Genomic DNA, 16,882 nt, shown 5'->3' on the forward strand with positions numbered 1-16,882 from the left:
ACGCCGGGGGCTAACCCGCGCCCGGCGTTCCTCTTCCACCCGAAGAACAAGAATCGAGGTCACACCATGCTCGAAGCGCTCAACGACTTCCTCTCGGGGAAGCTCCTCATCGTGCTCATCGTCGGACTGGGCAGCTATTTCACGCTGCGCTCCCGGTTCGTCCAGTTCCGCCATTTCGGCCACATGTTCGGCGTCTTCAAGGAGTCCATCCGTGGCCAGGCCGGCCAGCTGAGCTCGTTCCAGGCGCTCATGCTCAGCCTCGCCGGGCGCGTCGGCGCCGGTAACATCGCCGGGGTCGGCATCGCCGTGACCCTCGGCGGGCCGGGCGCGGTGTTCTGGATGTGGGTGACCGCCCTGGTCGGCATGTCCAGCAGCTTCTTCGAGTGCACCCTGGCGCAGCTGTACAAGCGCAGCGAGGCCGACGGCCTGTACCGTGGCGGCCCGGCCTACTACATCCAGCACGGCCTGAAGCTGCGCTCGATGGCGGTGGTCTTCTCGGTCCTGCTGCTGGCCACCTACGGCTTCGCCTTCAACGGTCTGCAGTCCTACACCGTGACCCACTCGCTGCAGAACGCCTTCGGCTTCGCCCCCGAGCATTCCGGCATCGCCCTGGCGGTGCTCCTGGCCATCGTCTTCCTCGGCGGGATCAAGCGCATCGCGGCGGTTTCCGACCTCCTGGTGCCGGTCAAGACCCTGGCCTACATCGGCGTCACCCTGTACGTGATCGGCAGCCAGATCGAGCACGTTCCGGCCATGCTCGAGACCATCTTCAAGAGCGCCTTCGGCCTTGACCCGGCGTTCGGCGGCCTGCTCGGCAGCGCCATCGTCATGGGCGTCAAGCGTGGCGTGTTCGCCAACGAAGCCGGCCTGGGCAGCGCACCCAACGTCGCCGCCGTGGCCGCCGTGCGCCACCCGGCCGCGCAGGGCGTAGTACAGGCCTTCAGCGTGTTCCTCGACACCTTCGTGATCTGCACCTGCACCGCGCTGCTGATCCTGCTCTCGGGCTTCTACACCCCCGGCTTCGAAGGCGACGGCATCGTCCTCACGCAGAACTCCCTGGCCGCGGTGGTCGGTGACTGGGGCCGGCTGTTCGTCAGCATCGCCCTGTCGCTGTTCGTCTTCACCTGCATCCTCTACAACTACTACCTGGGCGAGAACAGCCTGCAGTTCCTCACCCGCAACCGCCTGGCGTTGCTCGGCTACCGCGCCCTGGTGCTGGCGCTGATCGTCTGGGGCTCGGTGCAGAACCTCTCCACCGTGTTCGCCTTCGCCGACATCACCATGACCTGCCTGGCCTTCGTCAACCTGCTGGCCCTGGCCCTGCTGTTCAAGGTCGGCCTGCGGGTGATGCGCGACTATGACGCCCAGCGCAGCGCCGGTATCCAGCAGCCGGTGTTCGATGCCGCGCAGTTCGCCGACCTCGACCTGGATCGCGCAGCCTGGCCGGCCGGCCAGCACGCCGACGCGCCGCAGGACGTCCTCGTCGGTGTGCCGCAAACGCAGCGTTGACGGCCATGCGCGAGCCGTCCACCCTGGCGGCTCGCGTCATTCTCCCCAGGATTTTCCGCAATGCGTGCAGTCAAGAACCTCTTCGTCCTCTACACCGGCGGCACCATCGGCATGCTGCAGACCGCCGAAGGCCTGGCCCCGGCCGGCGGCTTCGAGGCGCGCATGCGCGCGCACTTCGCCGATAGCGACGACAGCCCGCGCTTGGCCTGGCGCTGCCATGAACTGCAACCCTTGATCGACAGCGCCAACATGCAGCAGGCCAATTGGCTGGCCATGCGCGACGCCATCGTCGAGGCGGTGGAGCAGGACGGGCATGACGGCGTGCTGCTGCTGCACGGCACCGACACCCTGGCCTATACCGCGGCGGCGCTGTCCTTCCTCCTGCTCGGTCTCGACGTGCCCGTGCTGCTCACCGGCTCCATGCTGCCGGCCGGTGCGCCGGGCAGCGACGCCTGGGACAACCTGCGCGGCGCCTTCAGGGCTCTCGAACAGGGCCAGCCCAGTGGCGTGCGCCTGTCCTTCGGCGGCGCGCTGCTGCATGGCGCGCGCGCCACCAAGGTGCACAGCGAAGCATTCGAGGCCTTCGCCGCGCCGGCGCGCCAGCGCCATGGCGAGCGCGCCGTGGCGTTGCCCGCGGCGCTTTCCTACCGGCAGCCACGGCAGTCGGTGAAGCTGGCCGTGCAGCCCTTGTTCCCCGGCCTGCAGGCCGAGCAACTGCGCGCCGTGCTCGCCACGGGCGTGCAAGCCCTGTTGCTGGAGTGCTACGGCAGCGGCACCGGCCCCTCGGACAACGAGGACCTGCTCGCCGCCCTGCGCGAAGCGCGCCAGCGCGGCGTGCTGCTGGCCGCGATCAGCCAGTGCGCGCAAGGCAGCGTGGTGTTCGATACCTATGCCGCCGGCAGCCGTCTGCGCGACAGTGGCCTGATCTCCGCCGGCGGCATGACCCGCGAAGCGGCGCTCGGCAAGCTGTTCGCCCTGCTTGGCGCGGGGCTCGATGTGCAACAGGCCGAGCACTGGTTCGCGCTCGATCTGTGTGGCGAACTGGCGGACTAGCCTGGCTCGCCACGCACAGGAAAACGGGCCGCACCCTTGGGGTGACGGCCCGTTTTTTATCGGTGGACTGGCACCTGCCCCATCAGAAGCGATAGGTCAGCTGACTGACCAGGCCGTGGGCGCTGTTGTCGTACTTGGCGCTGTAGGCCGGTTGCAGGCCCGAGCTGTTGGCCTGGTTGACCGACGCGGTGCTCTCCCACAGGTAGGCGTAGGCGACGTCGAAGGTCAGGTCGGCGTTGGGCGAGTAGCCGGCGCCGATGGTCAGGGTCTTGCGGTTGCCCACCGGAATGCGCACGGTGCGGTCGGCATTGTTGGTCGGCGAGGGGTCGTAGGCGAAGCCAGTGCGCAGCACCCACTGCGGATCGAGCTGGTAGGAACCGCCGACCGCCACCGACCAGGTGTCGTGCCAGTTCATCGGTTCGCCGATGCTGTTCAGGCCGAACGCCTGGCCCAGCGGTGACACGCCGCTGTTCTCCGCGACTATCTCCTTCATGCGGCTCCAACGGGTCCAGGTGGTGCCCAGGTAGCCGGTCCAGCGCTCGTCGAAGTGGTGGGTGATGGAGGTATCGACGGATTCCGGCAGGGTCAGGTCCAGCTTGGCGCCGTACTTGCCGGCGACCGGGATGATGGCCGGGGTGTCGCTGACGCTGGTGTGGCCCTTGAGCTGGTAATCGACCTTGGAGTGGTAGGCCAGGCCCCAGGTGGTGGCGTCGCTCAGGTCGACCATCACGCCCAGGTTGTAGCCCAGGGCGACGTCATCGCCTTCGATGCTGATCTGCGCTTCCTTGCCGTTGTTGAAGGCGCCGGTGGCCAGGTTGTTCTGCAGCTTGCCGTCGATACGGTTGATGGTCGGGCCGCCGCCGATGGAGACGCGATCGTTGAGGCGATAGCTGAGGGTGGGCTGCAGGGTGATCACCCGCACCTTGCTGTAGGAGCCGTGGGAGCGGCCCTGGAAGCTGCTCTCGTAGTCATTGATGATGCCGTAGGGCACGTACAGGCCCAGGCCGACGCTGAAACGCTCGTCCAGCGGGCTGGTGAGGTAGGCGAAGGGCACCGCCGCCACGGGCACCGAATCGCCCTTGTTGCTGCCCGACGCGCTGCTGTGGGCGTCGCTGATGTCGTCCTTGGCCGCGACCACCGCGAAGCCGCCGCTGACTTCGCCGCGCTTGAGCTTCGCCAGCCCGGCCGGGTTGCCGTACAGGGTGCTGGCATCCAGCGCCGACGAGGCGCGGCCGGCATAGGCGGTGCCGGCGCCGCTGGCGCTCTGCTCGTTGATGGCGATGCCGTTGGCGATGGCGTTCAGCGAAAAGGCGCAGGCGGTCAACGCCAAGGCGCCTTGGATAAGATTCTTGTTCACTACGATTACTCCGAACAGGGCAGGTGCTTCGGCGCCGCGCCGCGAGCCGGCGGGGCTCGGCAGCGCCGAAGGCAGGGATCGCTCAGGCGATTCTTGAAAGTGTCCGGCGCGGGGGATGCGCCGGCCGTGCAGCAGAAACAGGGCGCGCACGATAGAGAAGCGTCGCCTGTGGCGCAATGATCGAAAATGACCAAATCATGATCGTAGTGAACAGCGCGGCGGCAGCCGACCCACGGTCGGGCGAAGGGCTTTTCAGGTGCCGCTGGCGTGGGTCATCCAGGCGCTGACGGCGACGAAGCGGCCGCCCGTCAGCGCCTTGAGGATGAACGCAGCGATGCGCCAGGCGCGATAGGTGACGAGCAGGTCGCTGAGGCAGTCCATGGCCTTTTCCGCGGGTAGCGCCACGGACTGAATCGAGGCGCGGGTGCCGGCGGAGCCTATCCGCCCAGGGCCATGATGGCGAAGATCAGCGCCGTGCCGGTGATCGCCATCAGGCACCCGCCGACCCAGACGTTGCCGCCGGCGTAGCGCGCGAGCAGGGCGCCAGCGAGGAACAGCATGCCCAGGGCGATCAGGTTGGAGGCGCGCACAGCCCGCGCCGCCGGTTCCACCAGGATGAAGGGGATGACCACCGGGAAGGTCGCCAGCGCCACCAGCAGGAAGATGCCCAGGGCCGCCTTGAAGTCGTCCAGGCGCAGGCGCGGCGGGACTGGCGTGGCATAGTCGAGCAGGCGCCGGCGAAGCATTTCCAGGCCATCGGCGCCGGCCGCGGCGGCCAGGCGCGAGGGCAGCGTATCGGCGATCAGCGCCCGCCCGGCCTCGGCATCCGGGGTGTCCTTCAGGCGCTGCAACAGGCGCCGATTGCGCGAGCGGTCGGCCAGCGTGCGCAGCAGGTACATCACCGCGTCCGTCAGGCCCCAGGCCAGGTTGCAGCCGAAGGCGGCGATCATCATGGTGCGCTCTTCTTCCTGGCCGGCGGTAGCCACGCTGAGCGAGCCGACGAAGGTCATCGCCATCAGCAGGCCGAAGATCACCTCGGATACGCGGTCGACCGGGTTGAGTACCGGTGCGCGTTTCTCGTGTTCGCTGTCGTGCATGGCGTCATCCCATCCCGAGCGTGCGGCGAGCCGCCGCTGGCCGTTGCGCCATCCGGCTGGCGCTCAATCTTCAGTGCTCAGTGCTCAGTGCTCAGTGCTCAGTGGCGTTGCGACAGGTAGTGGGTGAGGGCTTCTTCGACGTTCGCGAAGACCCGCTGGCCGCCGAGCGTTTCTCTCAACGGCGAGCGCATCACCATCTCCTGCACGCCCGGATTCATGCCGCTCAGCCAGAGTTCCACGTGTTTCTCGCGCAGGTGTTTTTCGGCGTTCATCAGCATCTTCAGCGCGGTGTATTCGAGGTCGAAGACCCGGCTCAGGTCGATGATCGCCACCTTGGGCCGGGCGTCGAGGATGAGCGGCTTCATCTTCAGGCCAAGGCGTTCGGCATTGCCGAAGAAGATGCGTCCTTCCGGGCGCAGCATGAGCAGGCCGGGGAAGCTCTCGTCATCGGCGTTCGCCTCCGTGCGCGGACGAAACAAGTTGCTCCCGCGTTTGCGCGCCAGCACATACAGCGGAGGATCGGAGACCTGGTGGGCGAGGGCGAACAGGGACACCACGATGGCGACGAGGATGCCCTTGAGGGTGCCGAGCAACATGACGCCGGCCATCGCCGCCAGCGCCCAGACGAATTCGGTGCGGCGTACCTCGAGAATCTTGTTGAACTCGGCGGGCTCGATCAGCCCCACCGAATAGACGATCACCACCGCGGCCAGGGTGGCATTCGGCATCAGTCCGATGAAGGGGGCCAGGAGCAGGCAGGTGCCCAGGGCCAGGGCCGCGGTGATCAGGCCGGCCAACTGCGAATGCGCGCCGGCAGAGCGGTTGACCGCCGTTTGCGTGGTGCCGCCGCCGGCGACCATGCCGCCGAGAAAGGCGCCGCCGATATTGGCGACACCGCTGGCGAGCAGTTCCCGGTTGGGCGGCGGCGTGGGGTCGTCGGGGCCGGCGAAGGCACGCCCGGCGGCGATGGTTTCGGTGAAGCTCATCAGGGCGATGCCGATGGCGGCTGGCCAGAGCTGGTTGAGCAGCGTCCAGTCCGGCAGGGTCAGGGCCGGCAGTCCGGTCGGCACCTTGCCGACCATGGACACGCCGAACTGGTCCAGGTGCAGCAGGGCCATGCCGGCGATGCCCAGGGCGACCGCCACCAGCGGCGCGGGCACGCGCTTGGCGTAGCGCTTGAGGCCGACCAGGGTCAGGATCATGACCACGCCGACCGCCAGGGTCGGCAGCGACGACTCCGGTATGCCGCGCAGCGTCGCCAGCAGGTTGTGCAGGAAGCCGCCCTTTTCGAAGTGAATGCCCAGCAGCTTGGGCAACTGATCGAGCACGATGACCACGCCGATGCCGGCCTTGAAGCCGACCAGCACCGGCTCCGAGATGAAGTTGGCGACGAAGCCCAGGCGCAGCAGCCCGGCCAGCACCAGGAAGGCGCCGACCAGAAACGCCAGGGTCGCCGAGGCGGTGAGCAGCGCCGCCGGATCGCCGCCGGCCGAATTGCCGATGGCCGCGCCAGCCAGGATCGCCAGCGTGGTGGTGGTGCTGAAGCTCAACGGCCGCGAGCTGCCGAGCACGGCGTAGATCGCCGCTGGCACCAGCACGGTGTACAGGCCGACCTGCACCGGCAGTCCGGCGATGGTCGCATAGGCCAGCGCCTTGGGAATGACCACCGCCGCCGAGGTCATGCCGGCGACCAGGTCGCCCTTGAGCCAGGCGCCTTGATAATCCTGCAGCCATTCCAGGGCCGGTATGCCGAGGCTGCCGCGCATGCGGCGCTTGGAACCCCGAGGGTGGTCGTGTGCGTTCATCGAGACTCCGAAACGGGACGGATCATCGGGCACGCCAGCCGCAGGGGCTGCGTTGCTTCTGGCCAGGGCCTGGCGCGGGCGAGCGTGGTCATCCAGTGGAAATGTAGTCGCTCCGCAAGGGGCGCGGCCGGCGCGCCCGCCCAGGTTGCGCTGGGAGGATCGCTGGGAGTTTTGCCGGTGCGGCGCGGGCGCGGTCTGCTGGCGAGCAGGCGTGGTGGCTCTGCCACGGGCTTTTCGGCGATGGCGGGCGTTGCCGCGGGCGCCGCTGCGCAGGGCGCGCCCGCGCACGCCGGGGGATCGGCGGCCGTGATGGCCAGGGGCCTTGGTTGATATGGATCAAAGGGCCTGGCGGCGCACGCTGTAGTTTCGCGATCAGGCTCCCCCGTTGAAAACAGGCCGCTGATTCGCTGGCCGGCGGGGGCGCGGGCAATGGCGACCTTCGCCGTAACCAGCCGGTGGCGCCGCCGCTCCCGATACGTGACGAAGCGCCAGGAGATTGTGCGATGAGCAGCATCCTTCTGCAGGTCTACGGCCTGAGCTATGGCGCTTGCGTCAAACAGGTCAGCGCCGCGCTGAGTCCCCTGGTGGGTGTCCACGACGTCTGCATCGATCTGCCGGCGGGGCAGGTCAGGGTCGAGGGAGAGGTCGAGCCGCGGACGTTGCTGATCGCCCTGCGCGATGCCGGCTACCCGGCCCGCGTACCGAGCACCGCTGGCGCCGCCGCCGTGGCGCCCGGTGGACGCTGCGGCCTGAGCGACTGCTGGTGCCATTGAGCGGCCCGCGGGTGCGCTGAATCGAGCCAGATCGAACCTGGTGCGGACGTACCATCTTGCTTGCTGGACGCTGATGGCAGATCGCCCGTACACTCGGCCACAGGCTTTACGCTCAGGGACTGAACAGGCGTACCAACTGCGATGAATGCACCGGAAGACCCTGGCCCCCATCGATCCGGCGGTTGGACGCAAGCCATCCCCACCGGGTTGCAGCCGGCATTCGAGGACTACGTCCGAAAGCATTGCCGTTCGTTCCTGCTGGCGATCAACCTGATCGCCGCGTTCGCTTACTTCTCCTACGTTATTGCCGATGCCCTGGTGGTTCCCGATATCGCCATGACCTCGCTGTGGGTGCGCTCGATACTCATCGTCATCGGCCTCGGCAATATCTTCCTGGTGTTCCGCTACAGCCGCAGCGTCCTGCTGATGGATCAGCTGATGCCGATTCACGACATCATCTCCACCGTGACCTGGTTCGAGCTGCTCAAGCACAGCCAGTCGCCGGACGTGCCGACCTACCTGTATGCCTCGATGATCTTCATCGTGCTCTGCAACCTGGGCGTGCGGGTCTCCTTCAAGGGCGCGCTGGCCTGCTCGCTGGCGATCTCCGCGGTGATCCTCGGCAATGTCTGGGCGCTGCATCCGGGCGATCCCAAGGGGGTGATGGTGTTCGCCCTGGTCTACTTGCCGGTGCTGTGGTTCAGCCTGTTCATCAGTTGGACCAATACCCTCAGCGTGCGGCGCGCGTTTCTCTCCGACGTCGAAGTGCGCTGCCAGCAGGCCGAGCTGTTCGAGCTGAATCAGCGCCTGCAGGAGCTGGCCTCCACCGATGGCCTGACCCGCGTGGGCAACCGTCGCGCCTTCGACGCGCAACTGCTCTCGAACTGGTCGCGGACGCAGCAGAACGGCCGGGCCTTCGCCCTGCTGCTGGCGGATATCGACTTCTTCAAGGCCTACAACGATCACTACGGCCATCAGGCCGGCGATATGTGCCTGAAGCAGGTGGCCTACAGCATGGTGCACACCCTGCGTCATGGTCAGGGCAAGGCCTTCCGCTATGGCGGCGAGGAGTTCGCGGTGCTGCTGCAGGTGAGCACCCTCGAAGAGCTGAGACACATCGTCGAGCGTCTGATCGGCCAGGTCGCCGCGCTGAACATCGAACATCGCCATCGGCCCGACGGGCTCGACCATGTGACCATCAGCGTGGGCGCCTCGCTTTCGCGTTCGGCGGAGGTGCGCAGCGCCCAGGATCTGCTCGCCTGTTGCGACCGCCTGCTCTACCAGGCCAAGCAGCAAGGGCGCAACCAGGTGTGCCTGGCGCCGGGCTGAGGGGCCAGGCGACGCCAGGCCCCTGCTCGCGGTCAGGGCGTCTGCGGCAGCAGGACCACGGCGATGTTGTTCTCCTGATAGACCTTGGCATTCCCGGGCAGGCTGGGCAGTGGTCGCTCCCGGCCCGCCGGCGCCAGTGCGAAGACCATGCCGACCGGTCCCGCCTTGGCCTGTTGCCGTAGCCAGTCCTGGAAGTGTTCCGCGGAGACATTGCGGCTCGCCGCGTCGGGGTAGGCCAGCCCGTATTGCAGCTCGCCACCGCCGTCGAGCAGCGTCACGTCCGCACGGTTCAGGCGCCAGGCCAGCGCCGAGGCGCTGCCCAGGTCATTGCTCAGCAGGCTGTGCGCGGCGCGCAGTTCGTCCAGGTGCTGGGCGATGAATTGATCGGGCATCTTGTTATCCACCACGACCTTCGGCATGGCCGCCGGCAGCAGCGCGACCAGCAGCCAGAGGCCCACGGCGGGGAGGAACCACAGGGTCGCCGGGCGCATCCGTTGCAGCGCACCGCACAGCGCCCAGGCGGTGAACACCAGGATGAGCAGGGCGACGTGGCCGCTTTCGCCGTTGAATACCGGCTTGACCACTTGCAGGGCGATCAGCGCCAGCAGGGCCAGGGCGCCCATCAGGGCATTGAGCAGGCCATTCGCGCGCAGGGCGCCGAGCTGCCCCTGGCGCAGCTTGTCGATCAGGCTGTCAGCCATCATCAGCGCCAGCGGGACGAAGCAGGGCAGAATGTAGGTCGGCAGCTTGCCCTTGCTCAGGCTGAAGAAAACGAAGGGCAGTACGCACCAGAACAGCAGGAAGGCGCTGTGGCGCTCGCGGCGCTGTGCCCAGGCATTCTTGAATGCCGGTACCACCAGCAACGCCCAGGGCAGGGCGCCGGCGAACAGCATGGGCACGAAGAACCAGAAGGGCCGGGCATGCTGGGCGTCGTTGCCGGCGAAGCGGCGGATGTGTTCGTTCCAGAAGAAGAAGTTCCAGAAGTCCGGCTCGCGGGCATGCACCGCCAGCGCCCAGGGCAGGCTGACCAGGCCGGCGACCAGGACCGCGACGGGGCCATACACCAGCAGCGCGCGCCAGCGCCCGAAGCACAGGGCGTAGGGCAGCACCACCAGCACCGGTAGCAGCCAGGCGAGGAAGCCTTTGGTGAGGAAGCCGAGACCGCAGGCAACGCCCAGCAGCAACCAGCCGGTCCAGCGTTCACGGGTGCTGTCGCCTTCCAGGGCGAACCAGGCGGCGACCAGGCTGAGGGTCACCCAGAGGGCGAACGGCGGGTCGAAGTTGGCGTAGCCGGCCTGGCCGGCGACCAGGCCGAAGCTGAGAAAGAGCACGCTGGCGGTCCAGGTCTTCAGGTGATCCGCCCACAGGCGCCGGGCCAGCACATAGACCAGTAGCGCGCTGGCGGCGCTGACCAGCACCGAGGCGAAGCGCGCACCGAACAGGTTCTGGCCGAACACGGCCTGGCTGATGGCGATCAACCAGTAGCCGCCGATCGGCTTCTCGAAATAGCGCAGGCCGAGGAAGTGCGGGGACACCCAGTCGCCGCTCTGCAGCATGCCCTGAGCAGCCTGCGCGTAGCGGGTTTCATCGGGTGTCCAGAGGCCGTGCAGCCCCAGCGGCAGAATGAAGAACAGGACGAAGGCGATGAGCAGCGCGGGATAGGCGAAGCGCTGCACGGGCAGATTGCCCAGTGCCTGGAGCACGGCGCCGGGCACCGGCTTGGCCGAGGGGAAGCTGTCAATCGACATGGTGTGGGGTTCCTGCATGGGATTGGCTTGGGCGCGCGTTCCACACGCCCGCTGATGAATGGGGTTTAGTCAGTGCTGGCTCTTGCTGTCCAGTTTGGCGATCAGCGTGTCGAGGGCGGCGCTGCTGGCCCCTGGGTCCGGGGTGCCGGAGCGCAACTGGGCGAGGGCGCGATCGATGGACTTGTCGACGGAGAACCAGTCCGCCGTGTTCAACGGCTTGAGGCTCTCCTCGGCCTGGTCCCAGGCGGTTTCCAGGTCGGTGATGCGTTTGCGTGCGGCGGCGAGATCGCCTTTCTCCAGCAGGCCGCGGGTGTCCACGGCGATGCCGCGGAACGCCGACAGGTCGCCGAGACTGCCCGGCTGGGTGGCTGCCGATAGCGGCTGGGCGAGCGCCGGCTGCTTGCTGTCGATTTTCGCCAGCAGGGTGTCCAGGGCGTCCTTGCAGGCGTTGGCGTCCGGTTTGCCCGAGCGCAGTTGCGCCAGGGCGCGGTCGATGGATTTGTCCAGCGAGGTCCAGTCTTCGGGATTGCGCGGCTTGAGCGTCTCCTCGGCCTGGTCCCAGGCGGTTTCCAGGTCGGTGATGCGTTTGCGCGCGGCACTCAGGTCGCCGCTGGCGACCAGCGCCAGGGTGTCGCTGCCGATCCGGCGGAACGCCGACAGGTCGCCGAGGCCCGGCGCCCCATGAACGGCGGCCTGGGCTTGCGCCGCGTGGCCTTGCACGGCGGGCAGCGTGGCCCAGCCGGCGACGCCAAGCAGCGCTATCGCGCCGAGGCCGGCGAGGAAGGCGCGCGGGAACAGCGTCTGCTCCGCCTGGCCCTGGGCATGCCGGGCGCGCAGCGCGCACCACAGCGAGGTGGCCATGAAGATCGACGACAGCGCGCTGGACAGCAGGCCGATCACCAGCGCCAGGGAGAACATCTGCAGCGGCTCGCAGGCGAACAGGTACAGGCAGGCGGCGGCCAGGACCACGGTCAGCACGGTATAGATCGAGCGCCCCAGGGTCTGTCCGACGCTGCGGTTGACCAGCGCGGACAGCGGTTGCGTCGCCGCGCCGGCTTGCCCGAGATTTTCCTTGATGCGCCCGAAGATCACGATCTTGTCGTTCAGCGAATAGCCGATGATGGTCAGCATGGCGGCGACATAGGTGACGTCGATCTCCAGCTTGAACAGGGCGAACAGCGCCGAGACCAGGAGGATGTCGAGGACGATCGGCAGGGTGGCGGCCAGTGCCACCGACCAGGAGAAGCGCAGGCCGATGTAGATCAGGATGCTGGCGAAGGCCGCCAGCATGGCGTAGAGCGCGTGGCTGGCGAAGGCCCGCGCGACGCCCGGGTCGGCGGTGTTCTCTTCGTACTCGACCTTCTGGTACTGGCGCTGGAATGCCGAGATGATCGCCTTCAGTTCGCCGGGCTTGAGCACCTCATCGAAGCGCGCGGCGATGTGTTCGTTGCGCGCGCCGCCGACCGCCAGGGTCGCCGGCACCGTACCGGCGTCGGCCATGATGCGGGTCGCCCGGTCCTGGTCGATGCCGCGGTCCAGGTCGATGTCGAGGGCGGTGCCGGCGGTGAAATCGATGTCCAGGTTGAGGCCGTGGGCGCGGTAGTAGACGGCCCCGGAGGCGATGCACAGCAGGGCGCCGAGGAAGGCGACCTTGCCCAGGGCGACGAAATTGAAGGCGCGTTTGGCGGCCTTGGCGGGCTTGGCGTTGCCGATCAGCCAGCGCTGGCTGAGCCAGCTACAGTCGGCCAGCAGCAACAGCAGGCCGCGCAACAGCAGGAAGTTGCTCGCCAGGCCGATGACGATGCTCGCCAGCATGGTCAGCGCGAAGCCCTGGATCGGACCGATACCGGCGGCGAACAGGGCGAGCATGGCCAGCGCGGTGACCAGGTTGGCGTCGCGGATGGTCGGCAGCGAGGCGCTGAAACCCTGCCTGATCGCCGCGCGCAGGTCGCGGCCCTGGCCCAGTTCTTCGCGCAGGCGCTCGAAGCAGATGATGCTGGCGTCGGCGGCCATGCCGATGCCGAGCACGAAGGCCACCACCGCGGACAACGAAAGCACCGCGTGGGTGGCGTTGAACAGCAGCATCAGCGACCACAGGTAGACCAGCGTGCACAGCGCGGCGAGCAGGCCGCTGGCGCGGTACAGGCCGATCAGCAGGAGGAAGATGCAGGCGATGCCGATGAGCCCGGCGATCACGGTTTCCTTGAGCGCGCTGGTGCCCAGCACGCTACCTACCGTCTGCGTGTATTTCTCGCTCAGTTTGGTAGGCAGGCCCTGGGCGGCGCCGAGCAGCGAGCGCGACTCGTCGGCCGAGGTCAGGCCGGCCAGCTTGACGCGAATATGGTTGCTGCCTTCGATGCGGATATCCGGCTCGGACATGCCGATGCTGTCCGCGCGCTTACGCAGCACGTCGACGGTGGCGATGAGATCCTGCTGGCTCAGCGCCTGCTTGCCGGCGAGCGGGGCGACCACGTAGTAGATCTCGTAGCCGCCACGGAACTCCAGGCCGAAGCGCACCTTCGCCGCCAGCGGGGCGAAGGACAGGCCGATCAGGCAGGCCAGCAGGCCGGCCAGGAGTAGGAAAGAGGCGCGTTGTCTGTTCAGCGTCATTGCGAAGGCTCTGTGTGGGTGCCGCCCCTTTGCCCGACGTGGCGCCCGGCGCGCGGGCAGCCATTCGACGGCGGGTGCGCGGCGCTCGGAATGGTCAATGCTGGGTAGCCTAGGCAAGCGCGAATGAATGCTTCATGAACGTCTCGCTCAGTCTCGCCCGGACCCTTTGCCGGCCCCGATCCTTGCGCTACTGTGCTGCCCATCGAGCGGCATCGAGGTGGTCATGAAAGCGCTGGTGGTCGAAGACAACGCCCTGCTGGGCAAGAGTGTGAAGCGCGGGCTGCAAGAGGCGGGCTGGATCGTCGACCTGGCGGTCGACGGCGAGGAAGCGCTGTACCTGGTCGAGGCCAGCCAGTACGACGTGGTGCTGCTCGACTGGATGCTGCCCAAGCGTTCCGGCCTGGACTTCATCCGCCACCTGCGCGCCGACGCCAACGACATTCCGATCATCATGATGACCGCCAAGGGCGATCTGGCCGACCGTGTGGAAGGGCTCGAGCGTGGCGCCGACGACTATCTGGTCAAGCCCTTCGAGATGGCCGAGCTGATCGCCCGGGTCAATGCGCTCTACCGGCGCGCCGCCGGGCGTGGCACGTCCAGCCTCGAGGTCGGCGCGCTGAAGATCGACCTGTCCGGCGCCCGGGTGACCCGCGCCGGCGAGCCGCTGGAGCTGACCGGCAAGGAATACGACCTGCTGGTCGCCCTGGCCAGCAAGCCGGGCCAGTTGCTCACCCGCAACGCGCTGATCGGCCTGCTGTATCCCTTCGACACCGAGCCGGACAGCAACAGCCTCGATGTGTTCCTCGCCCGCCTGCGGCGCAAGTTGATCGGCAGCGGCGCGGAGATCGAAACCCTGCGCGGCAAGGGGTTCATCCTGCGTGTTCGCTAAATGGCCGTTGAACGTCAGGATCGCCCTGGTGCTGTTCCTGATGCAGGCGCTGGTGCTCGGCGGCGGCTTCTTCTGGCTGAGCCGCTGGATCGAGGCGGCACGCCTGGATGAGCTGCAGCATCGCCTGGATACCCAGTCGGATGTCATCGAATCGCTGATCGTCGTCGACGCTGGGCAACTGGCTTACCAGCGCAGCGGCGAGTTCGCCGAGGAACTCGATCACGACCAGAGCCTGTATTTCGCCGTGTATACCGCCGACGGCCGCCTGCTGTTCGAGTCCGAGGGGCCCAGCCCCAAGGTGCGCAGCGCACTGCAGCGGAAGATGGTCGGCACCTCGCTGTCCGGCGAGCAGGCCGAGCTGATCCGGGCCGAGCGGCGCAACTGGCTGGTGCAGAACGGACGCATCGAGCGCCAGCTGGGCGGCAGCCTGGTGCCGGTCGAGGTGCGGGTGGCGGTCGATGCGCAGCCGGTGCTCGACGCCGTCGCCAGCTTCAAGCGCGTGGTGGCGCTGGTCGGCGTCGCGGTATTGCTGCTGACGTCGCTGGGCAGCTTCCTGGTGGTGTCCCTGAGTACCCGCAACCTGCGCCTGTTCGCCCTGCACCTGCGCACGCTGAAGCCACCGGCGTTTCTCGGCCGGGTGGACTTCGCCCCGCGCAGCTTCGAGGAAAAACTGCTGTTCGACAGTTACGCGCAGATGGCGGCGGAGGTGCGCAAAGCCCTGGAAAGCCAGCGCCTGTTCATCGCCAACGCCTCCCATGAACTGAAAACGCCGATCGCCGCAGTGACCTCCGCGCTTGAGGTGATCCTCGCGCGGCCGCGCGAGTTGCACGACTACGTGAGCACCTGCGAAGACGTGCTGGCGGAAATGCAGACGCTCAAGCGCCTGTCGCTGGCCCTGCTCGATCTCGCCCGCCTCGACGGCAAGGCACAGAGCGGCGGCGCCAGCGATATCGTGCGCGCCGCGGAGGATGCCCTGGCGCGCTGGCAGCGCCAGGCCGGCAGCCGTGGCATCGCGCTGCGGGCGGACATCGCGGTGCAGTCGCCGTGCCTGGTGCCCGGCCAGGCCGAGCAGTGGGAAGTGATCCTCGGCAACCTGCTGGACAATGCGATCAAGTATTCGCCGCGCGGCGCCGAGGTGTGGCTGAGGGTCACGGCGCTCGACGCCGGCATCCAGGTGACGGTGGACGACCACGGTCTGGGCATGTCGGCGGAGGAGCTGGGCCGGCTCGGCCAGGCCTTCTATCGTGCCGACCCGTCGCGCTCGGCGGCCAATTCCTTCGGCCTGGGCTTCGCCCATGCTAGGCTGATGGCCGAACAGACGGGCGCCAGCATCCAGGTGCAGAGCAGGCCTGGCGAGGGCACCCGAGTGACCGTGCAGACCCGACGCGCCTAGCGGAGCAGGGGCAGGGCGGCGGTCGGCAGAAGGATTTTTTCACCTGGACAGAACGGATTTTTCACAAGCGCATACAAATAATAGCGATTCCTATTGCGCTATCGGAACGAGTCGCATGAAATTCGCCAGCCGTCATCGTGTCACCGCCGCCCTTTTCGCTACCCTGCTGCTGCCGCTGGCCCAGCACGCCGCTGCCGAGCAGCCGGCCTTCGAGCTGAGCATCAAGGACCACAAGTTCACCCCCGCGACCCTGACCATCCCGGCCGACACCAAGGTCAAGATCACCCTGAAGAACCTCGACGCGAGCACCGCGGAGTTCATCAGCGATGACTTCAAGGGCGGCAAGCTCGCCGCCGGCGGCCAGACCGTGACCTTCTTCATCGGCCCGCTGAAAGCGGGTACCTATGAGTTCCACGACGAGTACCACGAGCAAGAATCCAAGACCCAGTTGATCGTCCAGTAAGGACAGGGGGAGCGGGCCATGCTGTCGACGGCGCTCATCGTCTTCCGCGAGATTCTCGAAGCCGCGCTGGTGGTTTCCATCGTCCTCGCCGCCACCAAGGGTGTGCCGCGCCGGGGGCTGTGGGTCGCCGGTGGGCTGCTCGCCGGCATTGCCGGCGCCGGCCTGGTGGCCGCCTTCGCCGACGCCATCAGCAGCCTGGCGTCGGGCATGGGCCAGGAAGTCTTCAACGCCGCGGCCATGTTCGTCGCGGTGCTGATGCTCGGCTGGCACAGCGTGTGGATGAAGCACCACGGCCGCGAGCTGTCGCGGCAACTGGGCGTCGTCGGCCGCGAAGTGGCCAGCGGCAGCCGGCCGCTCACCGGCCTGGCGCTGGTGGTCGGCGTGGCGGTGCTGCGCGAAGGCTCCGAAGCCGTGCTGTTCCTCTATGGCATCGCGGTCAGCGAGCCCGGCCATCTGCTGCAGATGAGCATTGGCGGCCTGCTGGGCATCGCCGCCGGCGTGCTGGCGGGGATGGCCGTGTACTTCGGCCTGCTGCGCGTCGCCATGCGCCATCTGTTCGGCGTCACCAACGGCCTGATCATCTTCCTTGCGGCCGGCATGGCCAGCCAGTGCGCCGGCTTCCTGCTGGCGGCCGACTGGATTCCCGCGTGGGGCGAGGCGCTCTGGGACAGCTCCTGGCTGCTCAGCGAAAGCAGCATCCTCGGCAAGGCGCTGCACGCGCTGATCGGTTACACCGCGCAGCCGGCCGGTGTGCAGGTGGTGGCTTATCTGGGCACCATCGCGCTGATCCTCGGCGCCAGCTACCTGGTCGGGCAGGGCAAGCACGCGCTGCCCGGCGCACCGACGGCGAGCTGAG

14 protein-coding genes are annotated in these 16,882 nt (G+C 67.7%); 8 read left to right on the forward strand and 6 right to left on the reverse strand.

Features of this window, described 5'->3' with window-relative positions:
• The first annotated feature begins 66 nt into the window (after nucleotides 1-66).
• Together BLQ74_RS16045 and BLQ74_RS16050 are read left to right on the forward strand one after the other, a co-directional pair.
• Nucleotides 67-1,509, forward strand: coding sequence for an alanine/glycine:cation symporter family protein (locus BLQ74_RS16045; protein ID WP_090263888.1), 1,443 nt, complete (start codon nucleotides 67-69; stop codon nucleotides 1,507-1,509).
• Between the two features lie 60 nt (nucleotides 1,510-1,569).
• A complete protein-coding gene (locus tag BLQ74_RS16050) occupies nucleotides 1,570-2,562 on the forward strand; it encodes an asparaginase (RefSeq protein WP_090263889.1) in 993 nt (330 codons plus the stop codon).
• An 82-nt stretch (nucleotides 2,563-2,644) separates the two neighbouring features.
• On the opposite strand, the gene BLQ74_RS16055 is transcribed toward BLQ74_RS16050, so the two are convergent.
• From BLQ74_RS16055 to BLQ74_RS16065, 4 genes are all read right to left on the reverse strand, one after another.
• Nucleotides 2,645-3,919 (reverse strand): outer membrane protein transport protein, encoded by a 1,275-nt coding sequence (locus BLQ74_RS16055; RefSeq protein WP_090263892.1) that lies wholly within the window; start codon nucleotides 3,917-3,919, stop codon nucleotides 2,645-2,647.
• 252 nt (nucleotides 3,920-4,171) lie between these two features.
• Nucleotides 4,172-4,300: a hypothetical protein gene (locus BLQ74_RS27950; RefSeq protein WP_280139869.1), complete on the reverse strand. Its 129-nt coding sequence runs from the start codon at nucleotides 4,298-4,300 to the stop codon at nucleotides 4,172-4,174.
• A gap of 56 nt (nucleotides 4,301-4,356) precedes the next feature.
• The gene (locus BLQ74_RS16060; RefSeq protein WP_090263893.1) at nucleotides 4,357-5,016 is read right to left on the reverse strand and encodes a VIT1/CCC1 transporter family protein; all 660 of its coding nucleotides are present in this window, start codon (nucleotides 5,014-5,016) and stop codon (nucleotides 4,357-4,359) included.
• A gap of 98 nt (nucleotides 5,017-5,114) precedes the next feature.
• Nucleotides 5,115-6,821: a SulP family inorganic anion transporter gene (locus BLQ74_RS16065; RefSeq protein ID WP_090263895.1), complete on the reverse strand. Its 1,707-nt coding sequence runs from the start codon at nucleotides 6,819-6,821 to the stop codon at nucleotides 5,115-5,117.
• A 503-nt stretch (nucleotides 6,822-7,324) separates the two neighbouring features.
• Between BLQ74_RS16065 and BLQ74_RS16070 the strand changes: the two genes are divergently transcribed.
• Both BLQ74_RS16070 and BLQ74_RS16075 read left to right on the forward strand, forming a co-directional pair.
• Nucleotides 7,325-7,594 (forward strand): heavy-metal-associated domain-containing protein, encoded by a 270-nt coding sequence (locus BLQ74_RS16070; protein ID WP_090263897.1) that lies wholly within the window; start codon nucleotides 7,325-7,327, stop codon nucleotides 7,592-7,594.
• Between the two features lie 141 nt (nucleotides 7,595-7,735).
• Nucleotides 7,736-8,923, forward strand: a complete 1,188-nt coding sequence (locus BLQ74_RS16075; RefSeq protein ID WP_090263899.1) for a GGDEF domain-containing protein — start codon at nucleotides 7,736-7,738, stop codon at nucleotides 8,921-8,923.
• 32 nt (nucleotides 8,924-8,955) lie between these two features.
• Here BLQ74_RS16075 and arnT read toward each other — a convergent pair whose 3' ends face one another.
• Nucleotides 8,956-10,671 (reverse strand): lipid IV(A) 4-amino-4-deoxy-L-arabinosyltransferase, encoded by a 1,716-nt coding sequence (arnT, locus tag BLQ74_RS16080; RefSeq protein WP_090263901.1) that lies wholly within the window; start codon nucleotides 10,669-10,671, stop codon nucleotides 8,956-8,958.
• Between the two features lie 69 nt (nucleotides 10,672-10,740).
• Nucleotides 10,741-13,281: a protein translocase subunit SecF gene (gene secF / locus BLQ74_RS16085; RefSeq protein ID WP_090263904.1), complete on the reverse strand. Its 2,541-nt coding sequence runs from the start codon at nucleotides 13,279-13,281 to the stop codon at nucleotides 10,741-10,743.
• 223 nt (nucleotides 13,282-13,504) lie between these two features.
• Between secF and BLQ74_RS16090 the strand changes: the two genes are divergently transcribed.
• From BLQ74_RS16090 to BLQ74_RS16105, 4 genes are all read left to right on the forward strand, one after another.
• Entirely contained in the window at nucleotides 13,505-14,170 is a 666-nt protein-coding gene (locus BLQ74_RS16090; RefSeq protein WP_090263906.1) for a response regulator transcription factor, read from the forward strand.
• Nucleotides 14,160-15,563, forward strand: coding sequence for a sensor histidine kinase (locus BLQ74_RS16095; protein ID WP_170842812.1), 1,404 nt, complete (start codon nucleotides 14,160-14,162; stop codon nucleotides 15,561-15,563). Before BLQ74_RS16090 ends, BLQ74_RS16095 begins: the two co-directional genes overlap by 11 nt.
• 115 nt (nucleotides 15,564-15,678) lie before the next feature.
• Complete coding sequence (locus tag BLQ74_RS16100; RefSeq protein ID WP_090263908.1) at nucleotides 15,679-16,026, forward strand: cupredoxin domain-containing protein; 348 nt, start codon at nucleotides 15,679-15,681, stop codon at nucleotides 16,024-16,026.
• Nucleotides 16,027-16,044: 18 nt separating this feature from the next.
• On the forward strand, nucleotides 16,045-16,881 hold the full coding sequence (locus tag BLQ74_RS16105; protein WP_090263910.1) for an FTR1 family iron permease: 837 nt from the start codon (nucleotides 16,045-16,047) through the stop codon (nucleotides 16,879-16,881).
• The last annotated feature ends 1 nt before the right edge of the window (nucleotide 16,882 follow it).

It is taken from the genome of Pseudomonas panipatensis, from assembly GCF_900099785.1.
In the GTDB taxonomy this organism is placed as follows: Bacteria; Pseudomonadota; Gammaproteobacteria; order Pseudomonadales; family Pseudomonadaceae; genus Pseudomonas; species Pseudomonas panipatensis.

What these genes read in the sequence shown, in the direction of transcription:
- BLQ74_RS16105 (WP_090263910.1), top strand. Translation starts at nt 16,045, where the DNA reads ATGCTGTCGACGGCGCTCATCGTCTTCCGCGAGATTCTCGAAGCCGCG.
- secF (WP_090263904.1), bottom strand. Translation starts at nt 13,281, where the DNA reads ATGACGCTGAACAGACAACGCGCCTCTTTCCTACTCCTGGCCGGCCTG.
- BLQ74_RS16050 (WP_090263889.1), top strand. Translation starts at nt 1,570, where the DNA reads ATGCGTGCAGTCAAGAACCTCTTCGTCCTCTACACCGGCGGCACCATC.
- BLQ74_RS27950 (WP_280139869.1), bottom strand. Translation starts at nt 4,300, where the DNA reads ATGGACTGCCTCAGCGACCTGCTCGTCACCTATCGCGCCTGGCGCATC.
- BLQ74_RS16065 (WP_090263895.1), bottom strand. Translation starts at nt 6,821, where the DNA reads ATGAACGCACACGACCACCCTCGGGGTTCCAAGCGCCGCATGCGCGGC.
- BLQ74_RS16100 (WP_090263908.1), top strand. Translation starts at nt 15,679, where the DNA reads ATGAAATTCGCCAGCCGTCATCGTGTCACCGCCGCCCTTTTCGCTACC.
- BLQ74_RS16070 (WP_090263897.1), top strand. Translation starts at nt 7,325, where the DNA reads ATGAGCAGCATCCTTCTGCAGGTCTACGGCCTGAGCTATGGCGCTTGC.
- arnT (WP_090263901.1), bottom strand. Translation starts at nt 10,671, where the DNA reads ATGTCGATTGACAGCTTCCCCTCGGCCAAGCCGGTGCCCGGCGCCGTG.
- BLQ74_RS16075 (WP_090263899.1), top strand. Translation starts at nt 7,736, where the DNA reads ATGAATGCACCGGAAGACCCTGGCCCCCATCGATCCGGCGGTTGGACG.
- BLQ74_RS16090 (WP_090263906.1), top strand. Translation starts at nt 13,505, where the DNA reads ATGAAAGCGCTGGTGGTCGAAGACAACGCCCTGCTGGGCAAGAGTGTG.
- BLQ74_RS16060 (WP_090263893.1), bottom strand. Translation starts at nt 5,016, where the DNA reads ATGCACGACAGCGAACACGAGAAACGCGCACCGGTACTCAACCCGGTC.
- BLQ74_RS16045 (WP_090263888.1), top strand. Translation starts at nt 67, where the DNA reads ATGCTCGAAGCGCTCAACGACTTCCTCTCGGGGAAGCTCCTCATCGTG.